This window comes from Arthrobacter sp. Leaf69 (genome assembly GCF_001422645.1).
Taxonomy (GTDB): domain Bacteria; phylum Actinomycetota; class Actinomycetes; order Actinomycetales; family Micrococcaceae; genus Arthrobacter.
Genome location: NZ_LMLR01000011.1, coordinates 155,099 through 173,727, shown reverse-complemented (window position 1 = coordinate 173,727; position 18,629 = coordinate 155,099). Strand labels below are relative to the sequence as shown.

At 68.3% G+C, this 18,629-nt stretch carries 16 protein-coding genes; 13 read left to right on the top strand and 3 right to left on the bottom strand.

What is annotated here, in order from left to right; all coding sequences use genetic code 11:
• The first annotated feature begins 86 nt into the window (after positions 1-86).
• From pyrR to ASE96_RS10185, 13 genes are all read left to right on the top strand, one after another.
• Positions 87-686, top strand: coding sequence for a bifunctional pyr operon transcriptional regulator/uracil phosphoribosyltransferase PyrR (gene pyrR / locus ASE96_RS10245; RefSeq protein WP_056429587.1), 600 nt, complete (start codon positions 87-89; stop codon positions 684-686).
• Positions 683-1,726, top strand: coding sequence for an aspartate carbamoyltransferase catalytic subunit (locus ASE96_RS10240; protein ID WP_235500199.1), 1,044 nt, complete (start codon positions 683-685; stop codon positions 1,724-1,726). Before pyrR ends, ASE96_RS10240 begins: the two co-directional genes overlap by 4 nt.
• Positions 1,726-3,111: a dihydroorotase gene (locus tag ASE96_RS10235; protein WP_056429585.1), complete on the top strand. Its 1,386-nt coding sequence runs from the start codon at positions 1,726-1,728 to the stop codon at positions 3,109-3,111. The genes ASE96_RS10240 and ASE96_RS10235 overlap by 1 nt, the downstream gene beginning before the upstream one ends.
• Positions 3,111-3,629, top strand: a complete 519-nt coding sequence (locus tag ASE96_RS10230; RefSeq protein ID WP_056429583.1) for a PH-like domain-containing protein — start codon at positions 3,111-3,113, stop codon at positions 3,627-3,629. The genes ASE96_RS10235 and ASE96_RS10230 overlap by 1 nt, the downstream gene beginning before the upstream one ends.
• Positions 3,610-4,860, top strand: coding sequence for a glutamine-hydrolyzing carbamoyl-phosphate synthase small subunit (carA, locus tag ASE96_RS10225; RefSeq protein WP_056429580.1), 1,251 nt, complete (start codon positions 3,610-3,612; stop codon positions 4,858-4,860). The genes ASE96_RS10230 and carA overlap by 20 nt, the downstream gene beginning before the upstream one ends.
• A complete protein-coding gene (carB, locus tag ASE96_RS10220) occupies positions 4,860-8,225 on the top strand; it encodes a carbamoyl-phosphate synthase large subunit (protein WP_056429579.1) in 3,366 nt (1,121 codons plus the stop codon). Before carA ends, carB begins: the two co-directional genes overlap by 1 nt.
• Entirely contained in the window at positions 8,218-9,084 is an 867-nt protein-coding gene (gene pyrF / locus ASE96_RS10215; RefSeq protein WP_056429577.1) for an orotidine-5'-phosphate decarboxylase, read from the top strand. The genes carB and pyrF overlap by 8 nt, the downstream gene beginning before the upstream one ends.
• A gap of 308 nt (positions 9,085-9,392) precedes the next feature.
• Positions 9,393-9,728 carry an integration host factor, actinobacterial type gene (gene mihF / locus ASE96_RS10210; protein WP_056429575.1) on the top strand — a complete coding sequence of 112 codons (336 nt, stop codon included), beginning with the start codon at positions 9,393-9,395 and terminating at the stop codon, positions 9,726-9,728.
• A gap of 24 nt (positions 9,729-9,752) precedes the next feature.
• Positions 9,753-10,325 (top strand): guanylate kinase, encoded by a 573-nt coding sequence (gene gmk, locus ASE96_RS10205; protein WP_056429573.1) that lies wholly within the window; start codon positions 9,753-9,755, stop codon positions 10,323-10,325.
• 39 nt (positions 10,326-10,364) lie between these two features.
• A complete protein-coding gene (gene rpoZ, locus ASE96_RS10200; RefSeq protein ID WP_011692102.1) occupies positions 10,365-10,625 on the top strand; it encodes a DNA-directed RNA polymerase subunit omega in 261 nt (86 codons plus the stop codon).
• Positions 10,626-10,650: 25 nt separating this feature from the next.
• The gene (locus ASE96_RS10195; protein ID WP_056429571.1) at positions 10,651-11,937 is read left to right on the top strand and encodes a bifunctional phosphopantothenoylcysteine decarboxylase/phosphopantothenate synthase; all 1,287 of its coding nucleotides are present in this window, start codon (positions 10,651-10,653) and stop codon (positions 11,935-11,937) included.
• Positions 11,938-12,015: 78 nt separating this feature from the next.
• Complete coding sequence (gene metK, locus ASE96_RS10190) at positions 12,016-13,251, top strand: methionine adenosyltransferase (RefSeq protein WP_056429569.1); 1,236 nt, start codon at positions 12,016-12,018, stop codon at positions 13,249-13,251.
• A 206-nt stretch (positions 13,252-13,457) separates the two neighbouring features.
• Complete coding sequence (locus tag ASE96_RS10185) at positions 13,458-15,620, top strand: primosomal protein N' (protein WP_056429567.1); 2,163 nt, start codon at positions 13,458-13,460, stop codon at positions 15,618-15,620.
• 15 nt (positions 15,621-15,635) lie between these two features.
• On the opposite strand, the gene ASE96_RS10180 is transcribed toward ASE96_RS10185, so the two are convergent.
• Genes ASE96_RS10180 through ASE96_RS10170 form a run of 3 tightly spaced genes read right to left on the bottom strand, consistent with a single transcriptional unit; the run spans position 15,636 to position 18,560 of the window.
• Positions 15,636-16,745, bottom strand: coding sequence for a glycosyltransferase family 4 protein (locus tag ASE96_RS10180; RefSeq protein WP_056429565.1), 1,110 nt, complete (start codon positions 16,743-16,745; stop codon positions 15,636-15,638).
• Entirely contained in the window at positions 16,742-17,671 is a 930-nt protein-coding gene (locus tag ASE96_RS10175; protein WP_056429563.1) for an alpha/beta fold hydrolase, read from the bottom strand. Before ASE96_RS10175 ends, ASE96_RS10180 begins: the two co-directional genes overlap by 4 nt.
• A 10-nt stretch (positions 17,672-17,681) precedes the next feature.
• Positions 17,682-18,560 (bottom strand): aldo/keto reductase, encoded by an 879-nt coding sequence (locus ASE96_RS10170; protein WP_056429562.1) that lies wholly within the window; start codon positions 18,558-18,560, stop codon positions 17,682-17,684.
• Between the last annotated feature and the right edge of the window lie 69 nt (positions 18,561-18,629).

Below are 18,629 nucleotides of genomic sequence, written 5' to 3'. Positions count from 1 at the left end.
GACGCTCTCCCCGCTGTGGTAATTTGAGAGGGCAAACAATCCTTTTTTAATTCCGTCCCGTGAGGCGGGGAAAGGGGAGACGAGCGTTGACTTCTGTTCCAGAAGCACCGGTTCCAGCCAAGGTTGTACTCACCCGAGTGGTACTCAGCCAGGCGGACATCGACCGTGCACTCACTCGTATCGCCCATGAGATCCTCGAGTCCAACAAAGGCTCCCAGGACCTGGTCCTGCTGGGCATCCCGCGCAGGGGCTACCCCCTCGCCGTCCGGCTCGCCGCCAAAATTGCCGCCGCCGATCCCACCGTGGACCCCGCCGCGATCGTCGGCCAGCTGGATGTGACCATGTTCCGCGACGATCTCTCGCACCAGGCCATGCGCCCGCCGTACCCCACCCAGCTGCCGCGCACCGGCATCGACAACAAAGTCGTGGTGCTGATCGACGACGTCCTGTATTCGGGCCGGACCATCCGGGCCGCCTTGGACGCCATCATCGACCTGGGCCGGCCGCGCATCGTCCGCCTCGCGGTGCTGATCGACCGCGGCCACCGGGAACTGCCCATCCGCGCCGACCACGTCGGCAAGAACCTCCCCACATCCTCCGCCGAGAAAGTCCGGGTCCGGCTCGCTGAAACCGACGCGGTGGACGGCGTGCCCGTCAATGAAGTGGTCATTGAGGCCACCGCATGAGGCACTTGCTGTCCACGGAAGACCTGAGCCTGTCCAACGCCGTCCGCATCCTCGACACCGCCGAGGAAATGGCGGCCGTGGGAGAGCGTGAGGTCAAGAAACTACCCACGCTGCGCGGCCGCACGGTGGTCAACCTGTTCTTCGAGGACTCCACACGCACCCGGATCTCCTTCGAGGCCGCCGCTAAACGGCTCTCCGCCGACGTCATCAACTTCGCGGCGAAGGGCTCCTCGGTCTCCAAGGGCGAATCCCTGAAAGACACGGCCCAGACGCTCTCCGCGATGGGGGCCGACGCCGTTGTCATCCGGCACTGGGCCTCCGGCGCCCCGCACCGGCTCGCCGCCACGGACTGGATCGACGCCGCCGTCATCAACGCCGGCGACGGCACCCACGAACACCCCACCCAGGCGCTGCTGGATGCCTTCACGATGCGCCGGCACTGGTCCAGGCTGGCAGGCACCCCGTCCGCGGGCGCGGACCTCACGGGGATGCGGGTCGCGATCGCCGGGGACGTGCTGCACTCCCGGGTGGCCCGCTCCAACGTCTGGCTGCTGCGGACCCTCGGTGCCGAAGTCACCCTGGTCGCCCCGCCGACACTGCTGCCGATCGGCGTCGAAAAGTGGCCGTGTACTGTCAGCTACGACCTCGACGAGACCCTCGCCAAGGGCGTCGACGCGATGATGATGCTGCGCGTCCAGGGCGAACGGATGAATGCCTCCTTCTTCCCGACCACGCGCGAATACTCCCGCCGCTGGGGCTTCGATGACAACAGGCTCCGTGCCCTGGACGGCCTGGGCCTGAAGGACACGATCATCATGCACCCCGGGCCGATGAACCGCGGCCTGGAGATTTCTTCCGCCGCGGCCGATTCGCCGCGCTCCACGGTGCTGGCACAGGTCCGCAACGGTGTGTCCATCCGGATGGCGGCCCTCTACCTGCTGCTCTCCGGCGATACCCGCGAACCGGCGGGCCACGCCGACAACACCCGATTCCACACCGCAGAGAACACCTCCGCCCATGCCCCCAAGGAGAGCCACTAATGGCATCACAGCAACAGGACGCAGGCACCGGCGCCTACCTGATCCGCGGCGCCGCCATCCTCGGCGGGGCCCCCGAGGACCTTTTGATCCGCGACGGGATCATCGCTGAACGCGGGCAGAACCTGTCCGCCGACGGCGCAACAGTCATTGAGGCCGCCGGGCTCGTCGCCCTGCCCGGCATGGTGGACATCCACACCCACCTGCGTGAACCCGGCCGCGAAGACGCCGAAACGGTCGAGACCGGCACCCGCGCCGCGGCCCTGGGCGGCTACACGGCCGTGCACGCGATGGCCAACAGCACCCCGGTCGCGGACACCGCCGGCGTCGTCGAACAGGTCCTCACCCTGGGCCGAACCGCCGGCTGGGTGGACGTCCGCCCGGTGGGCGCCGTCACCGTCGGCCTGGCGGGGGAGCAGCTGGCCGAACTCGGTGCCATGGCGGACTCCCGCGCCCACGTGCGGGTGTTCTCCGACGACGGCATCTGCGTCCACGACCCCGTGCTCATGCGCCGCGCGCTGGAATACGTCAAGGCGTTCGACGGCGTGGTGGCCCAGCACGCGCAGGAACCCCGGCTCACCGCCGGCGCGCAGATGAACGAAGGCGAAGTCTCTGCCGTCCTCGGCCTCACCGGCTGGCCCGCCGTCGCCGAGGAAAGCATTATCGCCCGCGATGTGCTGCTCGCCCAGCACGTCGGCTCGCGGCTGCACGTCTGCCACGTCTCCACCGCAGGATCCGTGGAGATCATCCGCTGGGCCAAATCCCGCGGCGTCAACGTCACGGCCGAGGTCACGCCGCACCACCTCTGGCTCACCGACGAACTCGCCCGCAGCTACGACCCCGTCTACAAGGTCAACCCGCCGCTACGCACCGACGCCGACGTCCAGGCCCTGCGCGCCGCGCTGGCTGACGGCACCATCGACGTCGTCGGCACCGACCACGCCCCGCACCCCAGCGAGCACAAGGAATGCGAGTGGGCCCAGGCCGCCATGGGCATGACCGGCCTGGAAACCGCACTGTCCGTGGTGCAGCACACCATGATCGAAACCGGGCTGATGGGCTGGGCCGACTTTGCCCGGGTCACCTCCACCGCCCCGGCCGCGATTGGCCGGCTGGAGGACCAGGGCCGCCCGCTCGACGCCGGCGAACCCGCCAACGTCACACTCGTGGACCCGGCTGCGCGCTGGACCGTGGACCCTTCTAAGATGGCAACCATGGGACGTAACTCTCCGTTCGCCGGCCGGGAACTGCCCGGCAAGGTGGTGGCCACGTTCTTCAAGGGCCACCCCACCGTCCTCTACGGCAAACTCAACACCCCGTACCGCTGGCTCCCCGAGGCACCGGATCCCGCCAGGAACACCGGCACCGCAGCGGCGGGCCGCAACTGATGGTCAAGGAACTCTCTTTGATCTTCACGCTGGTCCTGATCGGCGTCGCACTGGCCCTGATCTGGTTCGGCTGGCGGAACCGGCTGCGCCGCCAGTCCGACGTCGACCCCCTGCCCGCGATCCCCGCGGAACTGGGCACCGCCGTGGCAGTCGCCGACGGGCAGTACGTCGCCTCCACCACTGCCGGTGACTGGCTGGACCGCATCGCCGTCCACAACCTGGGCATCCGGACCAACGCCGAGCTCAGCGTGCACCCCGAGGGCGTGCTTTTCGACCGCGCCGGCGCCGGCCCGGTCTTTATCCCGGCCGCCAGCCTCACCGGCGTGCGGCAGGAAAGCGGCATGGCCGGCAAATTCGTCGAAAAAGACGGACTGCTGGTGGTCAGCTGGATGCTCGGCAGCCGTGAACTGGATTCCGGCTTCCGCACCCGCCACGCCGACGACAAAACCACCCTCCTCAACGCCCTGCAAGATTTGATCCCCGCGGCCCCTCAGGCCAATGCCGATAGTGGAAAGTAACAACGTGACGGACCCCAACCAAATGACATCTTCCGCAGCAGCCTCCACCCCGGCGGCCCTCGTCCTCGAGGACGGCCGGATCTTCCGCGGGACCAGCTATGGCGCCACCGGAACCGCCCTCGGCGAAGCCGTGTTCGCGACCGGCATGACCGGCTACCAGGAAACCATCACGGACCCCTCCTACGCCCGGCAGCTGGTGGTCCAGACCGCCCCGCACATCGGCAACACCGGAGTCAACAAGGACGACGCCGAGTCCCGGCGGATCTGGGTGGCCGGCTACATTGTCCGCGACGCCGCCCGACGGCCCTCGAACTGGCGCTCCGAACGTCCCCTGGACGACGAGCTGCTGGAACAGGGAATCGTCGGCATCCAGGGCGTGGACACCCGCGCCATCACCCGGCACCTGCGCGAACACAAGACTATGCGCGCCGGCATCTTCTCCGGCGACGCGGTCCGCGCCACGGACAAGGAACTCGTGGACACCGTCCTGGCGAGTGCCCCGATGGAAGGCTCACGCCTGGCCGAGGAAGTCAGTGTGGACGAGGCCTACACCGTGGAACCCAAGGACTGGGGCTGGGACGGCGAGCCGCGCTTCAGCATCGCCGCCATCGACTTGGGCATCAAGCGGATGACCCCCATCCGGTTCGCCGAGCGCGGCGTCCGCGTGCACGTCCTGCCGGCCACCGCCACGCTGGCCGATGTGCAGGCGGTCAATCCCGATGGCTTCTTTATGTCCAACGGCCCGGGCGACCCCGCCACCGCCGACAACCAGGTCAAGCTGCTCCGCTCCGTCCTGGACGAGAAAATCCCGTACTTCGGGATCTGCTTCGGCAACCAGATCCTGGGCCGCGCCCTGGGCTTCGGCACCTACAAGCTGCGCTACGGCCACCGGGGCATCAACCAGCCGGTGATGGACCGCCGCACCGGCAAGGTGGAGATCACCTCCCAGAACCACGGCTTCGCCGTCGACGCCCCGCTCGACGGCGCCACGCAGGCTCCCGAGGAGCGCTTCGGCCGCGTCGAGGTCAGCCATGTGAGCCTCAACGACGACGTCGTCGAGGGCTTGTCCTGCCTCGACATCCCGGCCTTCTCGGTCCAGTACCACCCCGAGGCCGCCTCCGGGCCGCACGACGCCGCCTACCTCTTCGACCGCTTCATCGAGCTGATGGCGGACACTGCTTCTTCAAAGACAAAGACTGCCACCGAATCCAAGACTGAGGACAAGAAGTAATGCCCAAGAGAACTGACCTTAAGAGCGTCCTGGTCATCGGGTCCGGTCCGATCGTGATCGGCCAGGCCGCCGAATTCGACTACTCCGGCACCCAGGCACTGCGCGTCCTCAAGGAGGAGGGCCTCCGCGTCATCCTCGTCAACTCCAACCCGGCCACCATCATGACCGACCCGGAGTTCGCGGACGCCACCTACATCGAGCCGATCACCCCCGAGGTGGTCGAGAAGATCATCGCCAAGGAACGCCCGGACGCGGTCCTGCCCACCCTCGGCGGCCAGACCGCGCTGAACACCGCGATTGCGCTGGACAAGAACGGCGTGCTGGAGAAGTACAACGTCGAACTGATCGGCGCCAACATCGCCGCGATCGAGCTCGGCGAGGACCGCGAAAAGTTCAAGGGCGTTGTGGAGCGCTGCGGCGCGGAATCGGCCCGCAGCCACATCATCCACACCATCGATGAGGCCCTCGCCGCCGCCGAGGACCTCGGCTACCCGATGGTGGTCCGGCCCTCCTTCACCATGGGCGGCCTCGGCTCCGGCCTCGCCTACGACGAGAACGACCTCCGCCGGATCGTCGGCCAGGGACTGCAGTACAGCCCCACCAGCGAAGTGCTGCTCGAAGAGAGCATCCTCGGCTGGAAGGAATACGAGCTCGAGATGATGCGCGACAAAAACGACAACGTCGTGGTGGTCTGCTCCATCGAGAACTTCGACCCGGTGGGCGTGCACACCGGCGACTCGATCACCGTCGCCCCGGCCCTGACCCTGACGGACCGCGAATACCAGCGCCTGCGCGACATCTCCATCGCCGTCATCCGCGAAGTCGGCGTCGACACCGGCGGCTGCAACATCCAGTTCGCCGTCGAACCCGACACGGGACGCGTCGTCGTGATCGAAATGAACCCGCGCGTTTCCCGCTCCTCCGCGCTGGCGTCCAAGGCCACGGGCTTCGCGATCGCCAAGATCGCCACGAAGCTTTCCCTCGGCTACACCCTGGATGAGATCCCGAACGACATCACCCAGAAGACCCCGGCGTCCTTCGAGCCCACCCTGGACTACGTCGTGGTGAAAGTCCCGCGCTTCGCCTTCGAGAAGTTCCCGGCGGCGGACCCCACGCTCACCACTACCATGAAGTCGGTGGGCGAGGCCATGGCCATGGGCCGCAACTTCACCGAGGCGCTGCAGAAGGCCCTGCGGTCCCTCGAGCAGAAGGGCTCCCAGCTCGACTTCAGCCACGTCCCGGAATGGGAAGTCGCGGAGTTGATCGAGAAGTCCAAGCGGCCCACCACGGACCGCCTGCACCAGGTCCAGCGGGCCCTGCTGGGCGGCGCCACCGTGGAGCAGCTCTTCGAAGCGACCAAGATCGACCCCTGGTACCTGGACCAGCTCCAGCTGCTGAATGAAATCTCGGTCGAAATCCGCAAGGCCTCCGCCCTGACCCCGGAGATGTTGACCCGCGCCAAGCGCCACGGCTTCTCCGACGAGCAGATCGGCGCCCTGACGCACAACTCCGAGGACGTCGTCCGCGGCGTCCGGCAGGCCCTCGGCATCCGCCCGGTGTACAAGACCGTGGACACGTGCGCCGCCGAATTCGCCGCATACACGCCGTACCACTACTCGTCCTACGACGAGGAGGACGAGGTGGCGCTGCACGCCAAACCGTCCATCATCATCCTCGGTTCCGGCCCCAACCGGATCGGCCAGGGCATCGAGTTCGACTACTCCTGCGTGCACGCCTCGATGGCGCTGCGCAAGGCCGGCTACGAGACCGTGATGGTCAACTGCAACCCCGAGACCGTCTCCACCGACTACGACGTCTCCACCCGGCTGTACTTCGAACCGCTCACGCTGGAGGACGTGCTCGAGGTCATCGCGGCCGAGGAGCGCACCGGCGGCGTGATGGGCGTCTTCGTCCAGCTCGGCGGCCAGACCCCGCTCAAGCTGGCCCAGCAGCTCGCCGACGCCGGCGTGCCGATCCTCGGCACCTCCCCGGAAGCGATCGACCTCGCCGAGCACCGCGGTGCCTTCTCGCGGGTCCTCGACAAGGCCGGGCTCATCTCGCCGAAGAACGGCACCGCCGTGTCCTTCGACGACGCCAAGAAGATCGCCGACGAAATCGGCTACCCGGTCCTGGTCCGGCCGTCCTACGTGCTCGGCGGCCGCGGCATGGAGATCGTCTATGACGAGCCCAACCTTTCCCGCTACATCGCCAACGCCACGGAGATCACCCCGGACCACCCGGTGCTGATCGACCGCTTCCTCGAGGACGCCGTCGAAATCGACGTTGACGCCCTCTACGACGGCACCGAAATGTACCTCGGCGGCATCATGGAGCACATCGAAGAGGCCGGCATTCACTCCGGCGACTCCGCATGTGTGCTGCCGCCCATCACCCTGGGCAACAACGTGCTGGAGCGCGTCCGTACCGCCACGCTGGCGATCGCCGAGGGCGTCGGTGTCCGCGGCCTCATCAACATCCAGTTCGCCCTGGCCTCCGACGTCCTCTACGTCCTGGAAGCCAACCCGCGGGCCTCCCGCACCGTGCCGTTCGTCTCCAAGGCGACCGGTGTGCAGATGGCGAAGGCTGCCGCCCTGATCGGCACCGGCGTCACCATCAACCAGCTCCGCACGGCGTACAAGATGCTCCCGGAAACCGGCGACGGCTCCACCCTGCCGCTGGATGCCCCGGTCTCGGTCAAGGAAGCCGTGCTGCCGTTCAGCCGCTTCCGCACCCCGGAAGGCAAGGTGGTCGATTCCCTGCTCGGACCGGAAATGCGCTCCACGGGCGAGGTCATGGGCATCGACAAGCACTTCGACACCGCGTTCGCCAAGAGCCAGGCCGCCGCCAATAACGCGCTGCCCACCGAAGGCAAGATCTTTGTCTCCGTGGCCAACCGGGACAAGCGCTCGGTCATCATGGGCGTCAAGCGGCTCTCGGACCTGGGCTTCGAGATCGTCTCCACGGGCGGGACCGCCGATGTGCTGCGCCGCAACGGCATCCAGGCCACTCCGGTCCGGAAGGTCGCGGAAGGTTCCAGCGCCGAAGGGGAGGGCACCATCGCCGATCTCGTCGTCGCCGGTGAGATCGACATGGTCTTCAACACGCCCTCGGGCGGCGAAGCCCGCAGCGACGGCTACGAACTGCGCGCCGCCGCGACCTCCATCGGCATTCCGTGCATCACAACGGTGGCCGAGTTCAACGCCGCCGTCCAGGCCATCGAGGCGCTGCGCACCTACGAATGGTCGGTCACGAGCCTTCAGGAGCACGCTGCGGCACTGTTTGCCTCGCAAGCGCAGCAGAACGCAGGCCAGCAGACCGCGGCCCAGCAGAACACAGGCACGAACGCGGTTACGCAGAATGCCTGAGGCCGTAACCGCGGACACGGCCGGCCGGGAGTCTTTCGGCTCCCGGCTGGGCCGGGCCATGGCGGACCGCGGTCCGTTGTGCGTCGGAATCGACCCGCACCCGGCGCTGCTTCACAGCTGGGGGCTGAACGACGACGTCGCCGGCCTGGAACGCTTCTCACTCACCGCGCTGGAGGCGGTGGCGTCGCTCGCTGCCGCGGTCAAACCCCAGGTGGCGCTGTATGAACGGCACGGCTCGGCAGGTATGGCCGTGCTGGAACGAGTCCTCGCCGCGGCTGCGGAAGCCTCGGTCCTGACCATTGCCGACGCCAAGCGCGGCGACATCGGCTCCACCATGGCCGCTTACGCCGACGCCTGGCTGCGGGACGGTTCCGCCCTGGCGGCCGACTCGGTCACGCTGAGCCCGTACCTGGGCTTCGAATCGCTCCGGCCGGCCCTGGACCTCGCGGCGCAGACCGGGCGCGGCGTCTTCGTCCTGGCGCTGACGTCCAATCCGGAGGGAGCCTCCGTCCAGCACGTTGGCGGCGCGGATTCCGTGGCCCGCCGGATCGTCCGGGCGGCAGCTGCGGAGAACGAAAGGTATGCGGGGGCGCTGGGCTCAACCGGCCTCGTTGTTGGCGCAACCGTCGGCTCCGCGCTCACCGACCTGGACCTGGACCTCGCAGCCGTGCGCGGCCCGATCCTGGCCCCTGGCCTCGGCGCGCAGGGCGCAACGGCGGCGGACCTGCGCCACACCTTCGGCAGCGCGTACGGCCAGGTGCTCGGGACCTCCAGCCGGGACATTCTCGGCGCCGGCCCGCGGATCCAGGGCCTGAGCGACGCCGCGCAGCGGACCCTCGAGGAGCTGCGCTCGGCCTAAGGGCATCTGTCCGGGCTCGATCGTCGCGTGCCGCAGCCACCCATTGGACGCAAGTGGCCGCTAAGATCTCCGTCTTAGCGGCCAATTGTGGCCAATGGCGGCGTTGGGGCTGGGGGCCGGGCCGACGCCGGGAGTGCTCCGTATGGCCAGACCTTTGGACAAGCTGGAGCCGGGCCATTCGTCCATTGATTTCTTCGGTATCCAGACGGTAGGTTCAGGACAAGTCCGCGGTACCGGCCGGGGCGATGTCAGGCCCCGTCCGGCCGGGCCGTTTGTGCGGTCCGTCTGACAATGCAGGGAGGCATTCAATGAGTTTGCGACCCCTCACTCCGCAGGAGCGTGCCGACGCCTTGAACAAGGCCGCCGCCGCCAGAACCACCCGGGCCGACGCCAAGGACCGCTTGAAATCCGGGAAGCTGAGCATCGCGGAATTGCTCAAGGCAGGGGAGAGCGACGACGCGATCGCCCGTATGAGGATTGTCGAACTGCTGGAGGCGCTGCCTGGAATCGGTCGGGTGCGTGCCGCGGCGATCATGGACCAGCTGGGGATTGCCGCATCACGCCGGGTCCGGGGCCTGGGAATTCACCAGCGCCGCGCGCTGGTAGATTTTATAGACGACAAACAGCCCGGTCCGCCGCGCTGACTCCAAACCCGCCCAAAGGAATATGTGAGCAACAAACCGGGACTGACAGTCCTCGCCGGCCCGACGGCTGTTGGTAAAGGCACCGTGTCCACCTACATCCGGGACAACTATCCCGGCGTCTGGCTTTCCGTCTCGGCGACCACCCGCCCGGCGCGCCCGGGCGAGATCGACGGCGTCCACTACTTTTTCAAGTCGGCCGAGGAATTCGACGCCCTGGTCGAGAACGGCGAACTCCTGGAGTGGGCCGTGGTCCACGGCCGCAACCGCTACGGCACGCTCCGCAGCACCGTCGACGCCGCGATCGCCGACGGCCGGTCGGTGCTCCTGGAGATCGACCTGCAGGGTGCGCGGCAGGTCAAGAAAGCCGTCCCGGATGCACAATTCGTGTTCCTGGCGCCGCCCACCTGGGACGAAATGGTCCGCCGCCTGGTGGGCCGCGGCACGGAAACAGCGGAAGAACAGCAGCAGAGGCTGGAAACCGCTAAACTAGAACTTGCCGCTGAACCGGAGTTTGACCACACCGTCATCAATGATGACGTTCGTCGGGCAGCGGACGAGCTTGTTTCACTCATGGGGCTGACCCCGAACCCACGCTAGGCGCCGGGACGTATCGGCCCGTTAGAATTTGGAGAATTCGTGTCCACGAACCTTGAAGGCATCATCAACCCGCCGATCGACGAGCTGCTGAAGGCTGCCGACTCGAAGTACGGACTGGTGATTTTCGGCGCCAAGCGCGCACGTCAGATCAACGCCTACTACGCCCAGTTGCACGAGGGCCTGTTCGAGTACGTCGGCCCGCTGGTCGACACCAAGCTGAACGAGAAGTCGCTCTCCATCGCGTTGCGCGAAATCAACGAAGGCAAGCTCGTTTCCACGCCGATCGAACCTGCAGAGTAATTCCGCAGACGCAGACGGAGGTCACGTGCGCATAGTCCTCGGAGTCGGGGGAGGGATAGCCGCCTACAAGGTGGCGTCGCTCCTCCGGCTCTTTACTGAAGCCGGCCATGACGTCACCGTCATCCCCACGGAGGCCGCGACCCGCTTCGTCGGCGTCGCCACGTGGGAAGCGCTGTCCGGGCATCCGGTCAGCAACAGCGTCTTCGACGACGTGCACACCGTCAACCACGTCCGCCTCGGCCACGAAGCCGAGCTGATCGTGGTGGCCCCTGCCACAGCCGACCTGCTGGCGCGCGCCGCCACCGGCCAAGCCAACGACCTCCTGAGCAACACCCTGCTGATGGCCGGCGACTGCCCGGTGCTGATGGCCCCGGCCATGCACACCGAAATGTGGCAGCACCCGGCAACCCAGGCCAATGTCGAGACTCTCCGCAGCAGGGGCGTCACCGTGCTGGAGCCCGCCTCCGGCCGGCTGACCGGATCCGACTCCGGGCCGGGCCGGCTGCCCGAACCCGAGGCCATTTTCGAAGCGGCCCTCGCCCTCGCCGGTGCGCCGGCGGTGCCCAACTCACCGGACGTTCCGGCGCCCGACGCCGTACCCTCCTCGCCGGCGCCCGGCCGTCCGCTGGCCGGGCTCACCGTCACGATCAGCGCCGGCGGCACACGCGAGCCACTGGACCCCGTCCGGTTCCTCGGAAACCGCTCCTCCGGCAAGCAGGGCGTGGCGCTGGCCTCCGCCGCCCGCGACGCCGGTGCCAGGGTCCGGCTGCTGGCCGCCCACATGGACGTTCCGCCGCCGGCCGGCGTCGACGTGATCAGGGTGGAGACCGCCCTGGAACTTCGCAAGGCCGCCCTGCACGCCGCCGCCGATTCCGACGTCATCATCATGGCCGCCGCCGTCGCGGACTTTCGCCCGGCGGATGTCGCCGGCACGAAGATCAAGAAGCGCGACGACGTCGCCGATCCCGTCATCACACTGGTCCGGAACCCGGACATCCTGCGGGAACTCGTCGAGGTGCGGGATGCGGCCTCCCGCACCCAGCTGATCGTGGGCTTCGCGGCCGAGACCGGCGACGCCGACGGCGATGTCCTGGACTATGCCGATGCCAAGCTGCGCCGCAAGGCGTGCGACCTGCTGGTGGTTAACCATGTGGGTCAGGACAAAGTCTTCGGCGAGGACACGAACTCCGTAGTCATCCTTTCCCGCACCGGCTCCGAACCCCAAGAGGCGTCGGGTTCCAAATCCGACGTGGCGGCTGCCGTGATCGACCGCATCAGCGCCGAGCTGAGCCGGGTTGTCCCGCCGGCCTGAGCCTGGCGTAAGCAACGTCTCCTTAGCACGGGGACACACGCCGCCGGACGTCCGTTTTCCAACCAGTAAGGTAGTTGAGTGACTTTACCGCTGCACATCCCCGACTTCCACGGGTCCACGCCCGCCTCGCTCCGGCTGTTCACGTCCGAGTCGGTGACCGAAGGACATCCCGACAAGATCTGTGACCAGATCAGCGATGCCATCCTCGACGCCCTGCTGGCCAAGGACCCCGAGTCCAGGGTCGCCGTGGAGACGCTGGCCACCACCGGGCTGGTCCACGTCGCCGGCGAGGTCACCACGGACGCCTACGTCGAAATCCCGCAGATCGTCCGGGAGACCATCCTGGGCATCGGGTACGACTCCTCGGCCAACGGCTTCGACGGCGCCCGCTGCGGCGTGTCCGTCTCCATCGGCCAGCAGTCCAACGACATCGCCGGAGGCGTCTTCAACTCGCTCGAAGCCCGCGAAGGGCGCCAGGAGGACGACTACGACCTCCAGGGCGCCGGCGACCAAGGCCTGATGTTCGGTTACGCCAGCGACGAGACCCCCTCCTACATGCCGGTCCCGATCTGGCTTGCGCACCGGCTCTCCGAGCGGCTGACCGAAGTCCGCAAGAACGGCGAGCTCGCGTACCTGCGCCCCGACGGCAAAACCCAGGTCACCGTAGGCTACGACGGCGACAGGCCTGTCTCGGTCGAGACCGTCGTGATTTCCAGCCAGCACGCCGAGGGTGCCAGCCTGGACCAGCTCCGCGCCGACCTCGCCGCCCACGTGGTGGACCCGGTCATGGCGCTGTCCAACCTGGACATCTCTCGGACCAGGAACATCCTGAACCCGGCCGGCGCGTTTGTCATCGGCGGCCCGGTGGGCGACGCCGGCCTCACCGGCCGCAAGATCATTGTGGACACCTACGGCGGCATGGCCCGGCACGGCGGCGGCGCCTTCTCGGGCAAGGATCCGTCCAAGGTGGACCGCTCGGCGGCATATGCGATGCGCTGGGTGGCCAAGAACGTTGTGGCGGCAGGCCTCGCGAAGCGCGCGGAAATCCAGATCGCCTACGCGATCGGCCAGGCCCGCCCGGTGGGAACCTACGTCGAGACCTTCGGTACCGAGACCGTGGATCCGGCCAGGATCAGCGCCGCGATCGCCGAGATCTTCGACCTGCGCCCGCGGGCGATCATCGATGCCCTCGACCTCAAGCGTCCGATCTACGCCAAGACCGCGGCACACGGCCACTTCGGCCGCGAGGACCCCGACTTCACGTGGGAGCGCCTCGACCGCGTGGACGAGCTGAAGGCCTTCTTCAACGCCTGAGGCGTCCGCCGGCGCCAGCTCGAAACCTCGAAACAAGGTCACTGTCCTGAATTGCCGCGCTGTTGAATAGTCGCGGTGGTGACTTAGTGTCACTGCCCTGTGATGTGCTGTAGCCAGGCCGCCGGTAACGGCGGCCTGGCTCTTCTTTGTTGAGCCGGCCACCACGTGACCGGCGCTGAACTGTTGCTGAAGGGAGGACCCGGGCGATGAGCCAGTTCCATGGCGCCGCGGCGTCGGACGAGCCCCTGCAGCTTTCGCTGCTCCACGGCTTTCCCTCCACCGCGGCCGCAGCAACCGGCCCCGCCCTGGCTGCCCGGCTCCCGGTGGCCAGGGTGCGGCTGGAATCCTCCCTCCCGCACCTTGACCGGCCCTTCGACTACAGCGTGCCCGCCACGCTGGATACGGCTGCTCAGCCCGGTGTCCGGGTGAAGGTGAAGTTCAACGGCCAGGAACTTGCCGGATACCTCATGGACCGGGTGGCGGAGTCCGATGCCGGCCACCCCCTCGTGCCACTGCACAAGGTGGTCTCTCCCGTTCCCGTGCTGGTGCCTGCCGTCGCCGAACTCGCCGCACGTGTGGCAGCGCGGTATGCCGGCAGCGTCAGCGACGTGCTGCGTGTGGCCGTGCCGCCGCGGATGGCGAAACTCGAGAAGGACCTTGCGCCTGAGGGTGTCCTGGATCCGGCTCTCTTCGCTGATGACGCCGCCGGGGCCGGAGCGTCCATCCCCGCCGGCCTGGAATCCTCCGGCTGGGCCTCCTACCGCAACGGCCCGGCCTTCCTGCAGCACCTCAATGCAGGTGAGTCGCCGCGGGCCGTGCTCAGCGCGCTCCAGGGTTTCGGGGCCGGAGGCTGGCCGCGGCTGATCGCCGAGGCCGTGGCCGCCGTCCGCCTGTCCGGCCGCGGCGCCGTCGTCGTCGTGCCCGACTACCGGGACCTGGACCGGGTGGAAGCGGCCCTCCTGCAGATCCTGCCCGCCGGGGACATCGCCCGGCTCACCGCCGACGACGGCCAGACACCGCGCTACCGCAGCTTCCTGCGAATCCTCAGCGGCGCAGCCGGGGTGGCTGTCGGCACCCGGTCCGCCGCGTACGCGCCCGTCCATCATCTCGGTCTTGTGGTCTGCTGGGACGACGGCGACGATCTGCACATCGAGCAGCGCTCACCGTATGCCCACTCCCGCGAAGTCCTGCTGCTGCGCGCCGAACAGGAGGGCGCAGCGTGCCTGCTCGCCGGGCACACCCGGAGCACCGAGGCGCAGCGCCTCGTCGAGGCAGGCTGGGCGCGTCCCGTGGAGGCGGACCGCTCCGTGGTCCGCCGGAACGTTCCGCGGGTACTGAACACCGCTGACAGCTACGAACTCGAACATGATCCGCTGGCCAGGGTCGCCCGGCTGCCGGGCGCCGCCTGGCGTGCCGCGAAGGACGGTCTGGAACGCGGCCCGGTCCTGGTCCAGGTGGCGCGGGCGGGCTACGCGCCGTCGCTTGCCTGCGAGAACTGCCGTGAACCGGCGCGTTGCCCTGCCTGCAGCGGGCCACTCGCCATCGCCGGGGCCACCGGGAGCTCCGCCGTGCCGCAGTGCCGCTGGTGTTCGACGCCGGCCGCCGCTTGGCGCTGCACCACGTGCAACGGGGTCCGGCTCCGGCGCGGCGCCACGGGGGCCCTGCGCACAGCCGAGGAGCTGGGCCGCGCCTTCCCGGGCAAGCCGGTGATCACCTCGTCCGGGGACCGGGTGCTGGCCACGGTTCCTGACTCGAAGGCCTTGGTGGTGGCCACCGTCGGCGCGGAACCGGTCGCGGCCGGCGGCTACGCGGCGGCGTTGCTGCTCGACGGCGATTCGCTGTTGCGCCGCGAAAACCTGCGGGCGGGGGAGGACGCCGTCCGGCGGTGGTTCAACGCGGCCGCCCTGGTCCGCCCCGCGGGCGAAGGCGGCCTGGTGGTCATCACCGCGGACGACGCTACCGGCGTGGGCGCCCTGCTGCGCTGGGACCCTTCCGGCTACGCCCAGCGGGAACTGTCGCTGCGCCAGGAGCTGCAGCTGCCCCCATCCGTCCGGGTCGCGTCCATTACCGGCGGCCGAACCGCCGTCGGGCATTTCAGCCAGGCCGTTGAGCAGCAGCTGGCTGCGCAGGGCATCGTGTTGCGCACAGCTGGCCCGGCCCCCCTCGTGCTGGCCGCTGCCCCCGGCCAGGCAGGAACCCAAGGGAAAGCAGCGGGTACCGCCGAGGAGGACGTCCGGACGCTGCTGTTCATCCCCTACGGCCAGGCCGCGCACGTCACGAAGGTGCTGCGGGCGGTCAAGGTCGCCGCGGCCGCCAAACGCACCGACGATCCCGTGCAGCTGCGGCTCGACGGTGTGGACGTGCTCTAGGGGTCCGCAGGCCGGCTACTTCCGGCCCTGTCCCTTCGCCTTACCCGCGCGGCGTGCGCGCAGCGCCACGGCCTCTTCCGCGACGGCCAGCAGCCGGCGGGCGGACTCATCCCAGCTGAAGTCCGCGGCGCGCTCCACCGAGCGGCGGGAACGGGCCTTCCACAGGTCCGGGTCCTCCAGCGTCCGGACCGCCGCAGCGAACTCCGTTGGCGAATCCGGATGGACGTAGCTGACGGCGTCGGCGCCCACCTCGCGGAAGATCGGAATGTCGCTGGCGATCACCGGGGTGCCGTGGGACATGGCTTCCACGAGGGGCAGGCCGTAACCCTCCGCTTTGGACAGGCTGATCAGGGCCGTGGTGCGTCCCAGCATGGCCTCGTACTCGGCGTCGGTCACGCCGTTGTGGAAGACGATGTCCGCGCCCGCCGGCGCCAGGGCTTCGAGTTCCGCCCGGCGCTCCGGGGTGATCCGGCTGAGCAGGTGCAGGCTCATGTCGGGGAGTTCCGCCATGCCACGGACCATGGTCTCCACGTTTTTGTACGGCATGAACGAGCCCATGTAGAGCAGCGTCTTGTCCGCTCCCGCCCCGGGGTCCCGCGTCGTGTGGCCGTGCTGCGGGGCGTTGCCCACGATCCGGACCGGACGCCGGGTGAGCCGGTACTTCGAGATCAGGGCGGCGGTGGTGGAGCTGATGGTGGCGACGACGTCGGCCCGGTTCAGCAGGAGTCGCTGCGGCCAGAACGCCTTGTGGTACAGCCGCCAGAGGACCCGGACCGGGGCCGGCAGGAAGCCGGGAGGGGCCGGGTGCTCGTAGTAGATCAGGTCGTGCAGGGTCAGCACCAGGGCGTACTTGCGTCCCCAGCTGCCCATGGTCTGCATGGGGCACACCACCACATCGGCGCCGAGTTTGTTGACCTTCCCGGCGATGAACAGCTCGGCCGGTGACAGCGGGCTGTTGATCAGCGTGTAGGGCACGTCCGGCAGCATGGCGAGCTGGCGGACATCGCTGATCAGCATGGAGACGTCGGCGATTTTGGCCGTGGCAGCAATCAGGCTGGCGCCGTAGCGGCTGATGCCGTCATGGTGGTCCAGCCGGGTGAAACGGGCATCGATAAGGATTTTCACGCGGAGTGGTCCTTCAGGAAGCGTCGGATGAAGCCCGCGGCGGGTTCCGGGGTCTCGTAGTGGATCAGGTGGCCCACGCCCGGGATGACGTCAAGGTGCGCGTCCGGCAGCAGGGCCAGCAGCGTGTGCTGGTCCGGCAGCGTCGCGATCTCGTCCTTTTCCCCGGCGATCAGCAAAACGGGAAGGGTGAGGCTGCGGGCGACGTCGGCGACGTTTCCGCCGACGGAGGCCTTGAATGCCTCCAGCAGGCTCTCCCGGTCCGCGAACACGGAGAAGTATGCGCTGTGCTGGGCATGCACGAAACGACGCAGCTGCTTGTCTTTGGTCTTCGCCATCGTCTCGCTCATGACCCGGACGATCAGCTGGCTGCGCAGCAGGCCGTGTCCCAGCCGGCGGGGGAGACGTGCCGCGGCCTCGTAGTACAGGACGGCGAGTTTGGTCATGAAGCCCTTGGGCCCCTCGAGGGCCGGAGCAGCGATCGGGTTGACCAGGATCAGCTCCGAGACGGTTTCGGGGTGGGCTGCCACGAAGTGGCTGGCGACAATCGAGCCGAAGGAATGCCCCAACAGGACGGTGTCCGGGCCCAGGCCTAACGCCGCCATGAAGTCCGAAACGAACCGGACGTAGCTCTCGACGCTGTGTTCGGCGCCCGGGAAGGCGGCCGAACGGCCGAAGCCGGGCAGGTCCGGCATGATGAGCCGCATCTCCGGGAGCTGGTCGGCCACCCGGAGCAGGCCGTGGTGGTCGCCGCGGAAGCCGTGGATGACCAGGATGGTCCGCGTCTCCGGGGTCACGCGGAGCGGCTCATAGCTCCAATAGGCCACCCTGGCGCCGCCGAGGACCACCTCGGCGGCGCGGGTGCGGGCCTCCAGCCCGTCGCTGAACAGGGGAGTGCCGGGGGAGGGCTCGGTGGCCACGTTGTCCATTCGATGGATCCTAATTGACTGAGTCCGGGTGGGAGCCGGTGCGGAAGCCACGTTCCAAACCGGCCAGGGCCTGCATGGCGGCGTCGTCGAGGCTGAAGCCGAAGACATCCAGGTTCTCGCCGATCCGGTCGTGGGAGCTCGCTTTGGGGATGGCGACATTGCCGAGCTGGACATGCCAGCGGAGGATGATCTGCGCCGCGGTCCTGCCATGCGCGGCCGCGAGGTCCAGCACCACTGGATCCTGGAGGACCTGTCCGCGGCCGAGCGGGCTCCACGCCTCGGTGGTGATCCCGAGGTTACGGTGCAGGGTGCGCAGCTCCTCCTGCTGGAGCCACGGGTGCAGTTCGATCTGGTTGACGGCCGGGATCACCTCGGCGGTCTGGAGCAGGCGGTCCAGGTGGGCCGGCTGGAAATTCGAGACTCCGATGGCCCGGGCCTTGCCCTCCCGGTACAGCGTCTCCATCGCGCGGTAGCTATCGGAATACAGCCCGCGCTCCGCACAGGGCCAGTGGATCAGATACAGGTCCACGTATTCCAGGCCGAGGTTGGCCATGGACGTGTCGAAGGCGCGCAGGGTGGCGTCATAACCCTGGTCGTCGTTCCAGAGCTTGGTGGTGACGAAGAGGTCCTCGCGTGAGAGCGCGGGGGAAGCCTCACCGGAACCGCCGCGGGCGTCGTCGTGGGTTGAGAAGCCGGACAGCGAACCGATACCGCGGCCAACGCCCGTCTCGTTGCCGTACATGGCGGCAGTGTCGAAATGTCGGTAGCCGGCCTCCAGCGCCATGGACACGAGTCCGGCGGCGTCTCCGGGGGTCACCTTGTAGAGTCCGAACCCCAACTGGTCGATCAGGACACCATTGTTGAGGCTAAGCCGGGGCGAGGGTTTCATAACCTCGACTTTACCGACTCCGCCGCCGCGGCTCCCCACGGCAGGCCGGATCAGGCCAGCCCGGTCCAC